At 42.1% G+C, this 16097-nt stretch carries 14 protein-coding genes; 6 read left to right on the forward strand and 8 right to left on the reverse strand.

The annotated features are described in order from the left end of the window. Positions 1-4 precede the first annotated feature (4 nt). Both IEX12_RS07220 and IEX12_RS07225 read right to left on the reverse strand, forming a co-directional pair. A complete protein-coding gene (locus IEX12_RS07220; protein WP_088051458.1) occupies positions 5-628 on the reverse strand; it encodes a lysozyme family protein in 624 nt (207 codons plus the stop codon). A gap of 140 nt (positions 629-768) precedes the next feature. Further along, positions 769-2121, reverse strand: coding sequence for an MATE family efflux transporter (locus tag IEX12_RS07225; protein ID WP_088051459.1), 1353 nt, complete (start codon positions 2119-2121; stop codon positions 769-771). 158 nt (positions 2122-2279) lie between these two features. Between IEX12_RS07225 and IEX12_RS07230 the strand changes: the two genes are divergently transcribed. Continuing rightward, positions 2280-3899 carry a long-chain fatty acid--CoA ligase gene (locus IEX12_RS07230; RefSeq protein ID WP_088051460.1) on the forward strand — a complete coding sequence of 540 codons (1620 nt, stop codon included), beginning with the start codon at positions 2280-2282 and terminating at the stop codon, positions 3897-3899. Here IEX12_RS07230 and IEX12_RS07235 read toward each other — a convergent pair. Continuing rightward, positions 3847-4311 (reverse strand): hypothetical protein, encoded by a 465-nt coding sequence (locus IEX12_RS07235; RefSeq protein WP_188724861.1) that lies wholly within the window; start codon positions 4309-4311, stop codon positions 3847-3849. The two genes, IEX12_RS07230 and IEX12_RS07235, sit on opposite strands and share 53 nt — an antisense overlap. Next, a complete protein-coding gene (locus IEX12_RS07240; RefSeq protein ID WP_088051462.1) occupies positions 4308-5351 on the reverse strand; it encodes an NAD(P)H-dependent flavin oxidoreductase in 1044 nt (347 codons plus the stop codon). The genes IEX12_RS07235 and IEX12_RS07240 overlap by 4 nt, the downstream gene beginning before the upstream one ends. A 297-nt stretch (positions 5352-5648) precedes the next feature. Here IEX12_RS07240 and IEX12_RS07245 point away from each other — a divergent pair, with 297 nt between their 5' ends. After that, a complete protein-coding gene (locus tag IEX12_RS07245) occupies positions 5649-6437 on the forward strand; it encodes a serine hydrolase (protein ID WP_088051463.1) in 789 nt (262 codons plus the stop codon). 120 nt (positions 6438-6557) lie between these two features. Continuing rightward, positions 6558-7847, forward strand: coding sequence for a hypothetical protein (locus IEX12_RS23330; protein WP_088051464.1), 1290 nt, complete (start codon positions 6558-6560; stop codon positions 7845-7847). A gap of 201 nt (positions 7848-8048) precedes the next feature. Here IEX12_RS23330 and IEX12_RS07255 read toward each other — a convergent pair whose 3' ends face one another. The 3 genes from IEX12_RS07255 to IEX12_RS07265 form a co-directional block, all read right to left on the reverse strand. Then, the gene (locus IEX12_RS07255) at positions 8049-8198 is read right to left on the reverse strand and encodes a hypothetical protein (protein ID WP_155554977.1); all 150 of its coding nucleotides are present in this window, start codon (positions 8196-8198) and stop codon (positions 8049-8051) included. A 101-nt stretch (positions 8199-8299) separates the two neighbouring features. Next, positions 8300-8545 (reverse strand): hypothetical protein, encoded by a 246-nt coding sequence (locus IEX12_RS07260; protein WP_188724862.1) that lies wholly within the window; start codon positions 8543-8545, stop codon positions 8300-8302. Positions 8546-8803: 258 nt separating this feature from the next. Further along, positions 8804-11965, reverse strand: a complete 3162-nt coding sequence (locus IEX12_RS07265; RefSeq protein ID WP_088051465.1) for a DEAD/DEAH box helicase — start codon at positions 11963-11965, stop codon at positions 8804-8806. Between the two features lie 634 nt (positions 11966-12599). On the opposite strand from IEX12_RS07265, the gene IEX12_RS07270 reads away from it, so the two are divergent. Genes IEX12_RS07270 through IEX12_RS07280 form a run of 3 tightly spaced genes read left to right on the forward strand, consistent with a single transcriptional unit; the run spans position 12600 to position 15436 of the window. Further along, complete coding sequence (locus IEX12_RS07270) at positions 12600-13352, forward strand: ABC transporter ATP-binding protein (RefSeq protein ID WP_088051466.1); 753 nt, start codon at positions 12600-12602, stop codon at positions 13350-13352. Between the two features lie 11 nt (positions 13353-13363). Beyond that, the gene (locus tag IEX12_RS07275) at positions 13364-15229 is read left to right on the forward strand and encodes an FtsX-like permease family protein (protein ID WP_088051467.1); all 1866 of its coding nucleotides are present in this window, start codon (positions 13364-13366) and stop codon (positions 15227-15229) included. 15 nt (positions 15230-15244) lie between these two features. Further along, the gene (locus IEX12_RS07280) at positions 15245-15436 is read left to right on the forward strand and encodes a hypothetical protein (protein WP_088051468.1); all 192 of its coding nucleotides are present in this window, start codon (positions 15245-15247) and stop codon (positions 15434-15436) included. A gap of 136 nt (positions 15437-15572) precedes the next feature. On the opposite strand, the gene IEX12_RS07285 is transcribed toward IEX12_RS07280, so the two are convergent. Then, complete coding sequence (locus IEX12_RS07285) at positions 15573-15815, reverse strand: ATP-binding protein (RefSeq protein WP_200809525.1); 243 nt, start codon at positions 15813-15815, stop codon at positions 15573-15575. Positions 15816-16097 lie beyond the last annotated feature (282 nt).

A 16097-nucleotide genomic window follows, 5' to 3' on the forward strand; every position in this document is an offset into this window, starting at 1 on the left:
CACCCTATTTTTGTTGATCATCCAGCGCTTCCTTATATTTCATCACATCACGAACATAGTAAATATCCCCATAGCAGGCATTATACTGTTTCGCCTCCTGACGCAAACAAGTATAAATCGATTTGTCTTCAGCATTTTTATACATTTTTTTGGAAAAGTCAATTGCCGCTTCTTGTGTATATGATCCGGCATTATTTTTCACATAGTCAATAAAGCCTCTGCCAAAATTATAGGACTGGATGGCTAATTCGACATCACCGCCTGCTGCATCAATTGTTTGTGAAAAGTAATAGACACCTTGTTTAATCGAAAGCTCGGGGTCGTCAATACAGCCTACTTTTCCGCAATAACTTTCCGAGGCCTGCATTGGGTCATTTCCCCGTCCACCGGATTCCTGCATCATCATTGCCAGTAATACATCTTGATAATCTGTCACTTCATATTTCTTAGCATATTTTTCAATAAGCGGCTCATACGCAATAACCTGTTCACTAATCAGCGAGCGGTCTATTTGAAAATCCGTATCATTATGTTTAATCGATACGACGGATATGAAAATAAAAATCCCGCATAGTACGGTTAAAATAAGGAGTGCTTGCTTGATAGCTTTCTTCACGTTTCGTTTCATTTTGCTTCGCCTTTCATTAGATCGACATACTAGTTTCATAGGTTATCCACAGACTAATTCTATATTTTGTGTCGAATTTTATCAATCCCTACAAAATATAGCGGTTATGCACAGCGTTATCCACAGCTTGTGCATAAACACTAGGTATTTTCACGTTTTGTGAATAACTTTTTTTCCCGCCATTTTCCATAACGATAATATAGATACGCGAATAGACTGCTAGTCAAAAAGCTTGCCCCCATGCCCATTGCAATTCCTGTGTCTCCAAAAATAGTTGCACCAATTGCTGCCAAAGGATAGCGCAGGATCCATAAGGAAATGACGTTTAATGCAAGCACCTGATACATGGCACCTGCAGCGCGAACAATTCCATTTAAGATAAAATTTATGCCAAGAAACGGATAGCATAATGCCACAATTTGCAAGTATTTCGTGCCAAAATCAACAGCTTCCGGATCATCTATAAATAGCCTTACACCATATTTTGCTAGAAACAGAACCAATATTCCTACCAACAGCATAACAGAAAAGTTGTATAGAACTCCATATTTGGCAATGCTGCTTACACGAGACCAGTTTCGGATGCCGATATTTTGCCCGGCCATACTGCTTACTGATGTTCCCAGGGCGTGTGCCGGCAGCATCAGCAAGCTATCCAGCCGCTGTGCTGCACTGAAACCGGCAACAACATCCTCGCCAAATCCCGTGACAACACTCATAATCGCTGCCACACCAGCCGAAATAACCGCCATCTGCAAACCGGATGGAATGCCGAGGTTTAGGATTAAGGCGACTTCCTGCTTGCTTGGAAGTGCAGGGATACTAAATGGGGCAAGTTTTCGATACAATACATAACCAATCCCGTACAAAAATGCTAACCCTTGCGATGTCACCGTAGCATATGCAGCACCTTCTACACCTAAGCCAAATCCACTAATGAACAATGGATCAAGCACGATGTTCAGAATAACGGCAATCAGAACGAAACGCAATGGGGTCTTACTATCTCCTAACGCCCGAAGCACGGTACTAATAAAGTTATAGCCAAACAAAAATAATATCCCAAGAAAATTAATTTGCAAATAGGCTTTTGCTGATGCCATCATGCTTGCAGGAGTTCCTAACAGATGCAGCAGCGGCTCAGCCAACACGAAGCCGGCTGTTCCCAGCAAAACGGCTAACAGTGTTAAGATGATAACAAAAGCATTAAGATAACGCCTCAGTCCTTCTGCATTATCACGGCCTTTTTGCTGCGACAGAATTGTTAATGCGGCATTATTCAAGCCGATAATAAAGGACAAAATCGTAAAAATAATGGTACTGGAAACAGCAACAGACCCAAGTGCGTTTGCCCCAAGTAAATTTCCGACCCATAAACTATCAGCAAATTGGTAAGATGTCTGCAATAGGTTTGTCAGCATAATTGGCCCGGAAAAAGTGATCAGCTGTTTCAGGATATTTCCCTGTGTGAAGTCATGCTGCTGTCTGTCCATTTGAAAACCTGCCTCTCATTGTAACTATTTTAGCATGACTAATTCGGCAATGCCTTTCATATAGTTTCATTAAAAAGAACAATTTTGTGAAAACGTTTGCAATCTTGTGATATTATAGGTATAAGGTCTAATTAAATAATAAAGGGAGATGGTTGGTTATGATGCAAACCCCATTAACAGTAGGATCTTTGCTCGAGCGTGCTGAGAAATTTTTTGCCAAGAAGCAGGTGATTTCGCAAACGCATGACAAGCTCCACACTCTAACGTACACCGAGATCGGCAAAAGAACACGTAAGTTAATGAGTGTATTAGCGGAATTAGGTGTCCAAAAAGGCGACCGGGTTGGTACACTTGCTTGGAACCATCACAGGCACTTGGAAATTTATTTTGCCGCACCTGGTATTGGTTCTGTTTTGCACACGATTAATATTCGGCTCTCACCTGAACATATCATCTACATTATTAATCACGCCGAAGACAAGGTTCTGTTGATCGATGAAGATATTTTGCCTCTCATCGAAAAAATTCAGGGTCAGCTCAAAACAGTTGAAGCATTTGTTGTGATGACCGATAAAGCAGAACTCCCGGAATCATCCCTACATCCATTGTATTCCTATGAAGAATTACTTCATACCGGAGATCCAGCCTTCCCATTTGCTGCTGACATCAACGAAAATGATCCGGCCGGAATGTGCTATACATCCGCGACAACCGGTAAGCCTAAGGGTGTCCTATATACCCACCGCGGCATTGTGTTGCACAGCTTTGCCCTGGGACTTGCTGATACTGCTGCTATTTCCGAATCAGACGTATCGATGGCTGTTGTGCCGCAATTCCACGTAAATGCCTGGGGGACTCCGTTTGCTTGTACCTGGTTCGGTTCAACTCAAGTCATGCCAGGACCGCGATTCACACCAAAACGACTTGCTGAATTCATCGAAAAGTTCAAGGTGACCATCACGGCTGGGGTACCGACAATCTGGCTGGGGCTACTAAAGGAGTTGGAACAAGGGAATTATGATACATCGAGTTTGCGAGCGGTACTTTGTGGTGGAGCAGCCGCACCAAAAGGTTTAATCCAAGCATTTGAGAAAAAATACAAGATTCCATTTTATCATGCCTATGGTGCGACGGAAACAACACCACTGGTAACCTTTTCCCGCCTAAAAAGCTACCAGCAGGACCTAAGTGATGATGAAAAACTGGAGGAACGATCCAGGCAAGGTATCCTTGTTCCAGGATTGGAAATGAAAATTATCGGCAATGATGGTGAGGTAGCATGGGATAATCAGGAAATGGGCGAACTATGCCTGCGCGGCCCGTGGATTGCCAGTGAATATTACAAAGACGAACGAAGCGAGAATGCCTTTACTGACGGCTGGTTCCATACCGGAGATGTCGTGACCGTCGATGAGGAAGGGACAATCAAAATAGTCGACCGGACTAAGGATTTGATCAAAAGCGGCGGGGAGTGGATTTCATCGGTAGAGCTTGAGAATGCCCTGATGGCACACGATGCCGTTTTTGAAGCCAGTGTAATTGCCATTCCAGATAAAAAATGGCAGGAACGCCCGATTGCCTGCGTCGTTCTGCATGAAGGGTATAGAGACTCCGTTGGAAAAGCGGAACTGCTGGAATTTTTACGTCCACAATTTGCGAAATTCTGGGTTCCCGACGATATACTATTTTTTGATGAAATACCGAAAACATCAGTAGGAAAATTTCTCAAACGGCAATTACGGGAACAGGTAAAGGAGCACTATAGCCTGCAGCAATAGATTTGGAGGGGGGAGTGACAGAGTGCCGTATAAGTGGCACACTTCCCGAATTTTGTCGAAAGCCGATCGGGTTTTTTATGCGCTCGATCGGGGTTTCTGCGGGCTCCACCGGGTTTTTTGTGCGTTCGATCGGTTTTTTCGCGCGCTCGATTGGGTCTTTCGCGCGCTCCATCGGGTCTTTCGCGCGCTCCATCGGGTCTTTCGCGCGCTCCATCGGGTTTTTTGTGCGTTCGATCAGGGTTTCCGCGGACTCCATCGGGTTTTTCGCGCGCTCGATCGGGTTTCTTATGCGCTCGATTAGAGTTTCCGCGGGCTCCATCGGGTTTTTCGCGCGCTCCATCGGGTTTTCCGCGGACTCCATCGGGTTTCTCGCGCGCTCGATCGTAGGACAGGCCTTGTCCACAATCATCATTGATCTTGATCCAAAGCATGAATAATTGCTGCAGCTGTTTCTTCTTTTTCAATCGCGCCAACACCTTGACCTGCCCAAAGTGACTGATAGGCAGAAACAGCAAATTCCTTCGCAGCACTGCGCACATCCTTCGTCAGCTCGTTTTGAATCGGAAACGGTAATGTCTCGACCTGACTCTTTTCCACTTCTTCAATGAAGCGGTTATGAATTGCCCGCGCTGGCCGTCCGGAAAACGCCTTTGTAATAACAGTATCCTCACCCTGCGCCTTCAGGAGTGCTTGCCGATATGCACGATTTGTTCCAGCTTCTTTCGCTACTAAAAACCGTGTACCTAATTGAACACCTGCTGCTCCCATTTCCAACAGCGCATCAACCTGATTCTTTGCATGTATCCCACCAGCAGCAATGACGGGAACAGTAAGGGTGGATACTAATTCCTGCACTAAAACAACCAGTCCAATGTTACAGCCACCTTTATATTTTTCGACATTAAACGTTCCCCGATGGCCGCCAGCTTCATGGCCCTGCGCAACAATGATATCATATCCAGCATCAACTAGTTGATTCGCTTCCTCCACGTTCGTTGCCATTCCGAGTAATGTTACCTGATTCCGCTTTAGCTCTTCTATCAAAACCGATGGCAATACCCCAAATGCCGTGCTGACAACTGGAACATTTTCTTCCAGGATTAGCTCTACCTTCTCCTGTAAATAATCATGAACCTTTACAGCTCTTTCTCCGTGTTTTATTTCGAGTTTATCTCTGAATTGATTTAGTACACCTTGCATTTCACTTGTATCCGTAGCGAATGCTTCCAAATTCGTTGCAAACAAATTAACAGCAAAAGGCTTCTTCGTTAAGTTCTTGACTTGTCTTATCTCCTTTTTCAATGCGGTTGAACTCATATAACCTGCACCGATTGTTCCAAGCGCTCCAACATTCGCAACCGCCGCTACAAGCTCTGGCGTTGTAATTCCTCCGGCCATCCCAGCTTGAACAATGGGGATGGTTATTTGCAGTTTTTCCGTCAACGTCTTCATCAAAAATTCCCCCTCTTTCATCATTAATCTAATCCTATCACGAGAGTTAGTTCCTCGTCATGTTAATGGGATAATGTTTTAACGTGCGGGAACCCATCACATAAAAATCAGCTATTTTCCTTAACTTTCCTTGAATTACTTCTTGACAATATTAAGAAAATTCCGTACCATAATAATAATTAACGCAGACGTGTTAAGCATAACATTTTTTCTTGAATAATTTACTAAAAATTCACATAAATTGAAGTAAGTACATTACTCAGCTATTTTAGTTAACTTGAAAAAGGTGAATGAACCATGAGCCTTAGTGAATTAGAAGCAGCTATCCTTAACAAAATTGATGAAACAATTGATCACTTTTCTATTTTGATAAAAACGAAATCCGGTGATATTGCGATTAATGCATGCGAATCAATAAGGGCTGCGAGCATGATTAAGATTCCTATTCTTATCGAAGCCTATCGACAAATCGAACGCAACCTGCTAGACCCCGAGACATCTGTGGATATAGAAAGTGAAAAGAAGGCGGGAGGAGCTGGTGTCATTAACTATCTTACAAACGTTAATGGATACAGCTACCAAAATTTGCTGGAATTGATGATTATTGTTTCTGACAATACCGCGGCAAACCTGCTGCTGGAGAAAATAGGTGTCCAACACGTAAATAAATTTGCTGCAGAAATTGGCTTGTACCATACAAAAATAGGCAGAAAATTCATGGATCAAAAGGCGATTGAGAAAGGGAGGGATAATTATACATGTGCATATGATATGGTACAACTATTAAGTCTGATTGCTGAACCCAACAAAATAGTAAACGATGACAGTAGAAAGCAAATGCTGCGGATACTGTATTACCAGCAATTCAAACAGAAATTACCGGCCTACTTGCATGAAGGAGATGGAATTGACTTTTTCCACAAGACCGGTGAGCTACCCGGTATAGAGCATGATGCAGCTATTATCAGCAATAAAGGAGACACCATTTATGCTGCTATCCTGACACAAAACTGGGTTAATAACGGAATCGGCAGAGACTATATTGCCGACATCGGAAGGTTGCTAATCAATTATCTGAAAAACTGATCAAAACATAGCACCACGGACTCCATTCTTCAGCAACCATACAGAGCCGAACTATTTTACATGATTTCTAAACACTTCTTTAATTAGGGTCAAAACATACTATACAAGGGGATTTCGTCTATGAAAATTAAGATTGCTGTTTTTGGCAGGAAGGAAACAATTGACAAACTAAACTACTATGTGGAGGATCAGGAGGACATTGAAATTACTCCGTTTATTTTTACGAATGCAAAGGAAACAATTGAATTAATCGAAAAAGCGGTCATGTGTGATATCTATTTATTCGCTGGTACACTTCCATATCTGTATGCGAAGGAAAAAATTGATAAAAAACGTCTTCCTGCCGTTCAGGTTGCGTGCGATGCGTATACGATCCTGACATCTTTTTACCGGCTGCAAAACGCTCATAATAAATCATTGGGCCGGTTTTCCATCGATGTACTGAATCATAATCATGTGAAGGAAGTAATGACAGAATTAGCGATGCATGATCATCCTATCTATACATATAGTTATGGCGAAGATAGAGAATTGGACATCGATCGGATCATAAAGCATCACGAAGACCTTTGGAATGACGGTAAAATTGATTATATTTTAACCTCGATTGAGGAAGTTGCGGAGCGATTGGAAAAAAATAATATACCGGCATTCTGTATGCAAATCCCCAAAATTAACATGGAAAATGCGATTGAGCGTGCGAGGGAAACTGCTAAATTGAATCAGTCCAAAAGCGTACAAATCGTTTCCGGTTTTGTTCGCATTAAAGATTATGAATTGCTTACTGCCGACAAAGGTGAACTGTTTGCACAGAACCTGTTACTTGAATTACAGCAAATTTTACTGAAATTTGGTCAGCAAACGCGTTCCTCTGTCTTGGCAAATGGCAATCAGTTTGCCCTGTTCGGAACACGCGGGATATTAAATTATATTACAAACCATTACCGGGACTTCCCGCTTTTATTGGAAATAGAACGAACGTTGAACATTACAGTGGAAATTGGGTTTGGGCTTGGGCTGACAGCGAAGCAAGCGGAGGATCATGCCAAATTAGCATTAGAAACGTGCAAGCATTCGGAAAACAGTAATTGTTATATTGTGAATGAACGTAAGGAAACGATCGGACCACTTGGAGTTGAGAAACATTTTAACGCTTCCCAGCTATACCGTGCCTTAATTCATAAGGCGAAATTAAATAATGAATTATCGTATAACTTTATTGACTTCATTAAATTGCGTAACAATGAACCGTTTTCCGCAAACGATATTGCCAATTACTATCGTGTAACCAAACGCAGTGCTGAACGGACGATATACAAATTATTATCAGGAGAGGTTATTAAGGCAGTGGGCGAGGAAAAGCCTTATCAAAAAGGACGTCCGAGAAAATTATTTAAAATAACCATTTAAGTGTGTGTTCAAAAATTCGCCGAATGAGAAGGGCGACTAAGAGCGGCACGTCCTGTACGTCGTAAGTCCACTCTAGCGTTCACCGCCTATCATTTGGTGATATTTTGAACAACCTCTTAAAAATGCTTGAGTCAGATTGGATCGGCAATCTGGCTCTTTTTTATTAACGAATGAGGGAAAACAAGGAAAGTCCCCCATTTGTCAGCTTTCATCATTGAACAAATAATCCATAATTTGGTCAAAAAGTGAAACATCGTCGGTAACTAAAAATACTGGCAGTAAAATAATCGTAATGACTACCGCAGCATTAGCTACAAAAAACTTGCAAACCCCATTGAATACTTTTTTCAATTTTGACCATCCCCTTTTGTTATTTGAATATACTATATATTTGGTACAATTGCAATACCCGTTTTCCAATCATTTGGGCGCCAGGACGCGGCTCATCATGACTAGCAAGTTATCCACAGCGTATCTAATTTTCTTGTGAAGAGGACAAAGCCGATTAAACGCGGGAAGTCGCTGATCAAAAGCGGATAATCGCCGATCAAAACCGAGAAGCCGCTGATCGAAACCGAAAAGTCGCCGATCAAAACCGGGAAGCCGCTGATCGAAACCGAAAAGTCGCCGATCAAAACTGGGAAGCCGCTGATCGAAACCGAAAAGTCGCCGATCAAAACCGGGAAGCCGCTGATCAAAACCGAAAAGTCGCTGATCCAATCTAGAAAAAGCTGCTGGGAGAGCTCGTGTAGCGGTGTATGGACTGCGCACTGCCAAGCTTGGGCGGACGGCGTGGCGTTGTCGCCTGGGGTTTTAACAAACTTTCCCTTTCACCGATGTTGCCCCTATCGTGCGGCGGGTGTTGGCCGCTGGCGCCGGGACGCGGCCTGCCACGACCAGTCAGTTATCTACAGCGTATCTAATTTCCAGCTGGACGATTAAAAAACTGCCAAGCACTATAAGCTCAGCAGTTCTCTTACATCTTCCTCCGTCAAGCTGGTTAGCATTTTCTCACCAGGCTTAATGACTTGATCAATCAGTTCCCGTTTCTTTTGCTGCAGGTCATAAATTTTTTCCTCAATCGTTCCTTCTGTGATGAGACGAATTACCTGCACGACATTTTTCTGCCCAAAACGATGTGCCCTGCCTGCAGCCTGATCTTCAACAGCCGGATTCCACCACAGATCATATAGAATCACTGTATCCGCCCCTGTTAAATTTAACCCGGTACCGCCAGCCTTCAGCGATATCAGAAAGACACGCTTTTCACCATTATTAAATCGCTCACTCATTTGCACCCGATCCTTTGAGGGTGTCGATCCGTTTAAATAAAAATAATCAATCCCCGCTTCTTCCAATTTATTGATAATAATCTCATGCATACTGGTAAATTGGGAAAAGATTAGCATCCGCTTGTCGTTTTCAACTGCATTTTGCACGGTTTCCATTAACTGCTCAAGCTTCCCTGATTGCCCTTCATAATTCTCGATAAATAAAGATGGGTGACAGCAAATCTGCCGCAATCGTGTCAGTCCGGCCAAAATTTTCATCCGGTTTTTTTGAAAGTCATCATTCTTCATCGTTTGTGCCGCTTCCTGCTGCAGCTTTCGCAAATAACCGAGATATAATTCTTTTTGCGGCTTCGTTAATTCGGAAACATGAACTGTTTCAATTTTTTCCGGGAGCTCCCTTAACACATCCTGCTTCAAGCGACGCAAAATAAACGGTTTGGTCAGCATCGCGATTTTTTCATGCTGCAGTTGTCGGAAGGTACGCTGATTTGGCATTAGTCCTGGCAGAATAACCTGAAAGATGGCCCACAATTCATCAATCGAATTTTCGATAGGTGTCCCGCTCAAGGCAAATCGTTTACGTGCCTTTATTTCCCGGATAGCACGAGATGTTTTCGTTGCGTAGTTTTTAATATATTGTGCTTCATCCAAAATGACCGTTTGGAAAGTCAGTCCCTGATACAACTCGATATCCTGCCGTAAAGTCGAATATGACGTAATCCAAACATCCTGATGGCTCATTTCCTGAATCAGCTTTTGCCGTTCTGCTGGGGTGCCGGTTATAATCGCCGTCTGCAAACCGGGTGCAAACTTTTGACATTCACTTTTCCAATTGTATAAAACCGATGACGGGGCAACAATTAAATGCGGTTTATCACTTGGTTCCGATACAATGTACGTGATACTTTGCAATGTTTTTCCCAGCCCCATATCATCCGCCAAAATACCACCTAATTGATAGGTACTTAACGCCTTAAACCACTGATAGCCGGTTTTCTGGTAATCCCGTAATGTTGCATGTAATTGCTCAGGTAAAGGGTAAATTTGCTCCTCCGGTGATTTCAGTTGGTGAAGCAGGCGGCGAAAGGATGGATCATAGTCCTTTTTTGTTCCGATTAATTCATCAATTTGTGCGCCGCGATATACTGGCATTTGTACGTTTCCATCCTGTATATCCGATTTGCTAATATCCAGATCCGTCAAAAGCTCTTGAATTGAGGAAAATTCCTCCCCCTCCAAGGAAAGCAATGCACCGCTTTGCAAACGATAATACCGTTTCTTCTCCATCACCGCATTCAGAACATCATTAATTTCACTATCATTTATCCCGTCCATTGTAAAACCGATTTCCAGCAAATTGGACGATGACTCCAGTCTTACACTAGTAGTAGGTGATGCTTCATTTTCCACAATAAATTGGCGAACTTCTGAAGTTAAAAACAGTTCCACATATTGCTCAAACAACGGTAAAATGTGATATAAAAAATCATATAACGTTTCCTCATCGGCACTGATATATAATTCTTTTCCATTGTAATGAAAGTTCGCATGCTCAATCAGCCGCATAATCTGCTGTTCCGCACCAACATCACGAATAATAATCACATCATCCTGTTCACGGCCATTGAACGGATCAATGTTGTGGTCGCCATAATGATATTCCAGCTTGCCAACAATGAGATCCTCTTGCACGTCAAGGTAAAGTTTAGCCCGCAATGGTACTTGAATAATCTCCGATGCAACTGCTTCTGAAATTTGTACCTCTCCGACTTTTTTCAACGTAGGAAGAACCTCCGACACAAAAACATCTGCTTGCTTTTTCGTAACCGGTAATTGCTGATTCTTCATGCCAACCGTGTTTAATTGTTCCACGATCGGCAGCTGTTCTTTTGTCGGAAAATAGAACGTTCCATTCGAAAACAATAATTGATACGCGTTGAAATAGACCATGGAATCCATTTCATCTATTGCTAACATCATTTCCCCTTGTTTATTTTTCGAAATAGCAAAACGAAATGGCAGGCTGTCTTTTACAACGTCCACATGATCAAAGCTCTTCTCCCTAGTTTCTACAATAAAATGACGATCAATAAGTCTATCCAGCAATGGTTCGATAAGCAGCGGCGGAATGACGATCGATCGTTCTGATGTATCCCGGTAATGGTAAAATGCCCGATCGGTATATATTTGCTCATTACGTAAAACTGAATACAGCATCTCAAACAATTCCATATCCTGTGTAAAAAAATAGTGATTATCCGGATTGTACGTAAATGTTTTTGTGAAATAGTGCTCATTACCATGCAGAACATGTTTTAAAAATTCATGGGCATTCTTGACAACAAATGAGCGCTTTTCACCCGTTTTTAATTCGAGCAATAACTGCTGGTCATATGTCCATTTCATATAATACTCGACTTTAAGCGGCACCTTTTGTGTCATCATTTGCGATGTCTCCTGGTGCTGAATGGACGTAATCGAGTCAATAAAACGGCTAGTCGTCTGATAATCATCTAAGGTTTGCGCAAATACATTTGATGATGGTTTTTTGGAAATGGCAATTAGAACAGCTACTATATGCTTGCACGTGTTATAGGTATCAAAAGCCGGACAGTCGCAATAGGTATCAATTGAACCACTGTTAAAATCGGCCATGTTTATTTCAACAAAATACATTTCCGACCCGCGAACGGTAGCTGTCCAAACCTGATTATTAATATCAAATAGCAAGTCACTGACCCTGTTCTGTTTATAGTATTCCAATCCACGTCGGTAAACCGCGGCTGGAAACAGTTTTTGCAAATTTATATTCTGAATACTAGCCAAAGTCTATTAACCTACCTTCTGCATGCCTCTCTTTTCTTTATTGTAAACGAGTTTAGCATGTTTTTAAACTGTGAAAACTTTTTTAAATAGATAAGAAGGTATAAAATTTAGGCTCTATTCTGCTCATGCCAGACTAGGCCACGTCCGGCTCCAGCGCCCAGCGGCTAGTATGCTTCCTTCACCTTCGTACGATAAGTCAACATCGTTTCGGGTAGGAAGGAAGGCCGACTAAGAACGGCCTTTGCGGCCAACGTCGGCATACCCCTTTTGCAGGGGCATGTTTCCTTTATCTCCTACGGCAGGAATGTTCGGTTAAAACCGCCGCTTTGCGCAGCAACACCGAACCACCCTGCTTGGCAGGGCGCAGCATATACGCCGCTAACCGGGCACTTGCGCCTTTGTTCACTAGGGTAGGCTCATTTTAAACATTCTATACGTTTTCTACAACTATAATCGTCATGATCCAGTCAAAATGGGGCATCTATTTTCAAAGAAAATTTTCATTGGGATTATAACTATGACCCCTAATATCCTATCCTTACAAAACTGTAAGACTACTGAAAGAAAAACAGATATTACTTTCGTATGTAGATGGTTAAACTAGCAATAGATCATTTATTTGGAGGTTATTGTAATGAATCAAGCCGTTGTTAACGTACAAAACGTTCATAAAGTTTTTGGCAAGAAAAACGAAAATCAATTCCATGCACTGAAAGGTGTTTCGTTTGATATTCAGAAAGGTGAATTCGTCGGGATTATGGGGCCTTCAGGAGCTGGGAAAACAACACTATTAAATGTTGTTTCCACTTTGGACAAACCGACCGATGGCACAATTGAAATTGCTGGGACCAACATTACGTCGATGAAACAAGGCCAATTGGCAGACTTCCGGTCAGAGCAGCTCGGCTTTATTTTTCAGGATTTTAACCTGCTAGAGAACCTAAGCATCTATGAAAATATTGCATTGCCATTATCATTGCAAGGTGTTCCATCACGAAAGATTAAACCAAGTGTCGTGGAAGTAGCAAAAAAACTTGGCATTGAGGCTATCCTGGAAAAATATCCTGTTACGGTTTCAGGTGGACAGAAGCAGCGGGCAGCAGCAGCCCGGGCATTAGTACATGAGCCGGCCATTATTTTAGCCGATGAACCTACAGGGGCACTGGATTCCAAAAGTGCAAAGAGCATGATGGAAGCAATGCTCCATTTGAATGAAAATCACGGAGTATCGATCATGCTTGTAACGCACGATCCACTTAGTGCCAGCTATTGCGAACGAATTTTATTTATCCAAGATGGTGCATTATATAAAGAAATTCACCGTGATGGCAACCGAAATGAATTTCATCATCAAATTCTCGATGTACTAGCTGAATTTGCAGATTAGGAGGACCTGAAATGTTATTAAAATTATCATTTTCCAGCATGCGTAAAATGTTTAAAGACTATCTTGTGTTATTGTTCGGACTAACTATTTCGATAGCCATCTTTTATATGTTTGAAACGCTAGCACAAAACAAGGCTTTTCTGGAATCAAACGCCATGATTAGTTCCATTGTTTTTATCTTTCACGTCGGTACATTTATATTGGCGTTCATTACGTTATTTTATATCTTTTATGCGACATCATTTATGCTTTCCATGAGACAAAAGGAATTAGGGATGTACATGACCCTCGGTGCTAAAAAGCATAAAGTCGCCCAGTTGATGTTCTTTGAAACGTTCTTTATCGGCATTATCTCGTTGGTTGTCGGAGTAATCGTTGGAGTTGGATTCGCTCAAGGAATTGCAGGATTACTGATGGATCAGCTTGATTTTTCCGGTGAAGGGTTTCACGCGCTTTATAAATCATCTGTCATCACAACGGTTATTTTTTATGTAGCTTTATTTTTACTGACTTCCATTGTCAATGCCATTAAGATATCTAGTAAATCTGTATTGGACTTGCTTCATGCAGAAGAGAAGCATGATCAGGTAAAGGCAAAAGGCGGAAGAACTATTTTAGGAGTTATTTTTGCCGTGATTCTTATTGGCGCAGGGTATTACGCGATGTTTAACATGGCGCAACTGGCACAATTCGGTGTTATTCTAGCAGCGATCACGATCACGCTTGGTACGTACCTGATGTTTATTTCGCTGTTACCGTATTTGATGAAAAAGGTAAAAGGGATTCGTACCCTTAATGAAAAAGGGATTAATTCATTCACATTCGCCCAATTGCGTTTCCGGATGGGGAACTTAACAAAAGTGCTTGGAACAGTCGCAATGCTTGTAGCACTTGGACTAGGAGCAATGACGGCAGGTCTTTCATTTTACAACAACGTGGAGCTGCAGGCGTCGATGTTTCATGGAAACGACGTTACGATTCACCAGCCAACAGAGAAAGATATACAGGCCTTAAACAACATGAACACCACGGAGGAAAACACGTATCATTATAAAGTAGATGATAATGGGGTTTATTTTCTCAAAAAGGATCTACTCGATCATCCGCCGCTGATAAAGCAATTTAACCCGGAAACGTTAGAAATGCCAGAACCAAAACGGGTTGCAACGGACCTTCCAGACGCGCAATATTCGAATAGCGGAGCGGAGGGAATGAAGAATATTCCGGATCCATGGAGTACCGCCCTGTCAACCGAACTACGCGCTGACTTCCAAATGTTTGGCGATCGTGATATTTTCATTGTGGACCAGGCTCATTATCAGAAGGTAACCACCGCCGAGCAAAAAGTTGTGGTGGCGCGTGTTGCTGATTTCATGGCGTATCTGCCGCAATTGGAGAAAATCGAAAAGCGTCAGCAACAATTGGCTGCATCCTACACAGGTGAACCTGGACTCGAAATGGCCGGCGGAAGTAAATTCGCTGATTACATGGCGTATAAAGGGATCGCCAGCGGAACCATTTTCATGGGATTTTTCCTTGGAGTTGCTTTTCTGATGATGATGGCAAGTGTACTAATGTTTAAACTATTGTCCAGCGCTTCTGCTGATACGCATCGCTATAGTATGTTGCGAAAAATTGGCGTTCGAAAATCATTGTTAGTGAAATCGATTTATAAGGAATTATTTCTATTGTTCCTCTTCCCGGGCTTAGTTGGACTCGTACACGTGTTAGTCGGCATGCAAATGTTCAGTTTCATTCTAGTGGAACCATATACAAAAATCTGGTTGCCAATTAGTATTTTCATTGTTATTTACGGCGTCTATTATTGGCTGACGGTACAGATGTATAAGCGGATTGTATTGCCGAGGGAAGCTTAAAGGGGAAATAATGGAATGGAACAGTTCACGTTTATATTAGCTATTGTATCTCTAGGATTAGCGATAAGTATCTTTATAGGAAACATTCTATCAAATGGATTAGGCAAAGCATTTAATACAAAAAGTAAATCATCAAAAGTAATGTTCATTTGTTTCCTGGTCTATGTGATAAGTTTTGTTTTTTATATTTTTATCGGCAATAATTAGCACTAGAGAAACAAGTGCAATGGTATTTAGTTAAACCATTGCACTTGTTTTGTCTCGGCTTAGTTTCGCTCTAAGTTCCCCCTTTGTTCTGTGAGCGCTTCTTTCGTTCCAAGCTCCCTTCCTTCGTTCCGCAATATTATTTTTCAACGTCAAATTTGGGGTTTCTTGAATAACGTGTTTCCTTAATGTTTTTAACATTAATGACACTTGGCAGCTTACCAGGACTATGAACTTCCAGACGATCATTGAACATTTTTATCTTAATATCATCTCCATGGATATTATAGGCACGATGTGTTAAAGCATTAATTTCGCCTTCTTGCCAAGCAAATGGCGGGTACTCAGGGACCTCGACAAACCTGCCTGACTCTCCATCCAACGCTGTAAATTCTCGCTCGTCGGTAGTCTTCGGTGGGAAAGTTCCCGGGGAGGGAGGTGTAGCCAATGGACATTGTTAGTGCACTAACGCTTAAGATTTCCTTCGGGATGTTAATAGCATTTATCGTTTCTGATAAAAACCATAAAAAATAATCCCTCATGCACTCTAGCAGGTATGTGAGGGATTATTTTTATCTCGCTGCCTACCCCTCTTGACGGGGTTTTCAGTCTATTGCGACCGCTCCATGTAGCAGCATGGGCGGTCTTTATTAGTGTATGCACT

This window comes from Lentibacillus populi (assembly GCA_014642895.1).
GTDB lineage: Bacteria > Bacillota > Bacilli > Bacillales > Amphibacillaceae > Lentibacillus_C > Lentibacillus_C populi.

Coding starts and splice junctions, on each gene's coding strand:
- IEX12_RS07245 (WP_088051463.1), top strand. CDS start 5,649: ATGAGCCTTAGTGAATTAGAAGCAGCTATCCTTAACAAAATTGATGAA.
- IEX12_RS07225 (WP_088051459.1), bottom strand. CDS start 2,121: ATGGACAGACAGCAGCATGACTTCACACAGGGAAATATCCTGAAACAG.
- IEX12_RS23330 (WP_088051464.1), top strand. CDS start 6,558: ATGAAAATTAAGATTGCTGTTTTTGGCAGGAAGGAAACAATTGACAAA.
- IEX12_RS07270 (WP_088051466.1), top strand. CDS start 12,600: ATGAATCAAGCCGTTGTTAACGTACAAAACGTTCATAAAGTTTTTGGC.
- IEX12_RS07280 (WP_088051468.1), top strand. CDS start 15,245: ATGGAACAGTTCACGTTTATATTAGCTATTGTATCTCTAGGATTAGCG.
- IEX12_RS07230 (WP_088051460.1), top strand. CDS start 2,280: ATGATGCAAACCCCATTAACAGTAGGATCTTTGCTCGAGCGTGCTGAG.
- IEX12_RS07275 (WP_088051467.1), top strand. CDS start 13,364: ATGTTATTAAAATTATCATTTTCCAGCATGCGTAAAATGTTTAAAGAC.
- IEX12_RS07235 (WP_188724861.1), bottom strand. CDS start 4,311: ATGATGATTGTGGACAAGGCCTGTCCTACGATCGAGCGCGCGAGAAAC.
- IEX12_RS07240 (WP_088051462.1), bottom strand. CDS start 5,351: ATGAAGACGTTGACGGAAAAACTGCAAATAACCATCCCCATTGTTCAA.
- IEX12_RS07220 (WP_088051458.1), bottom strand. CDS start 628: ATGAAACGAAACGTGAAGAAAGCTATCAAGCAAGCACTCCTTATTTTA.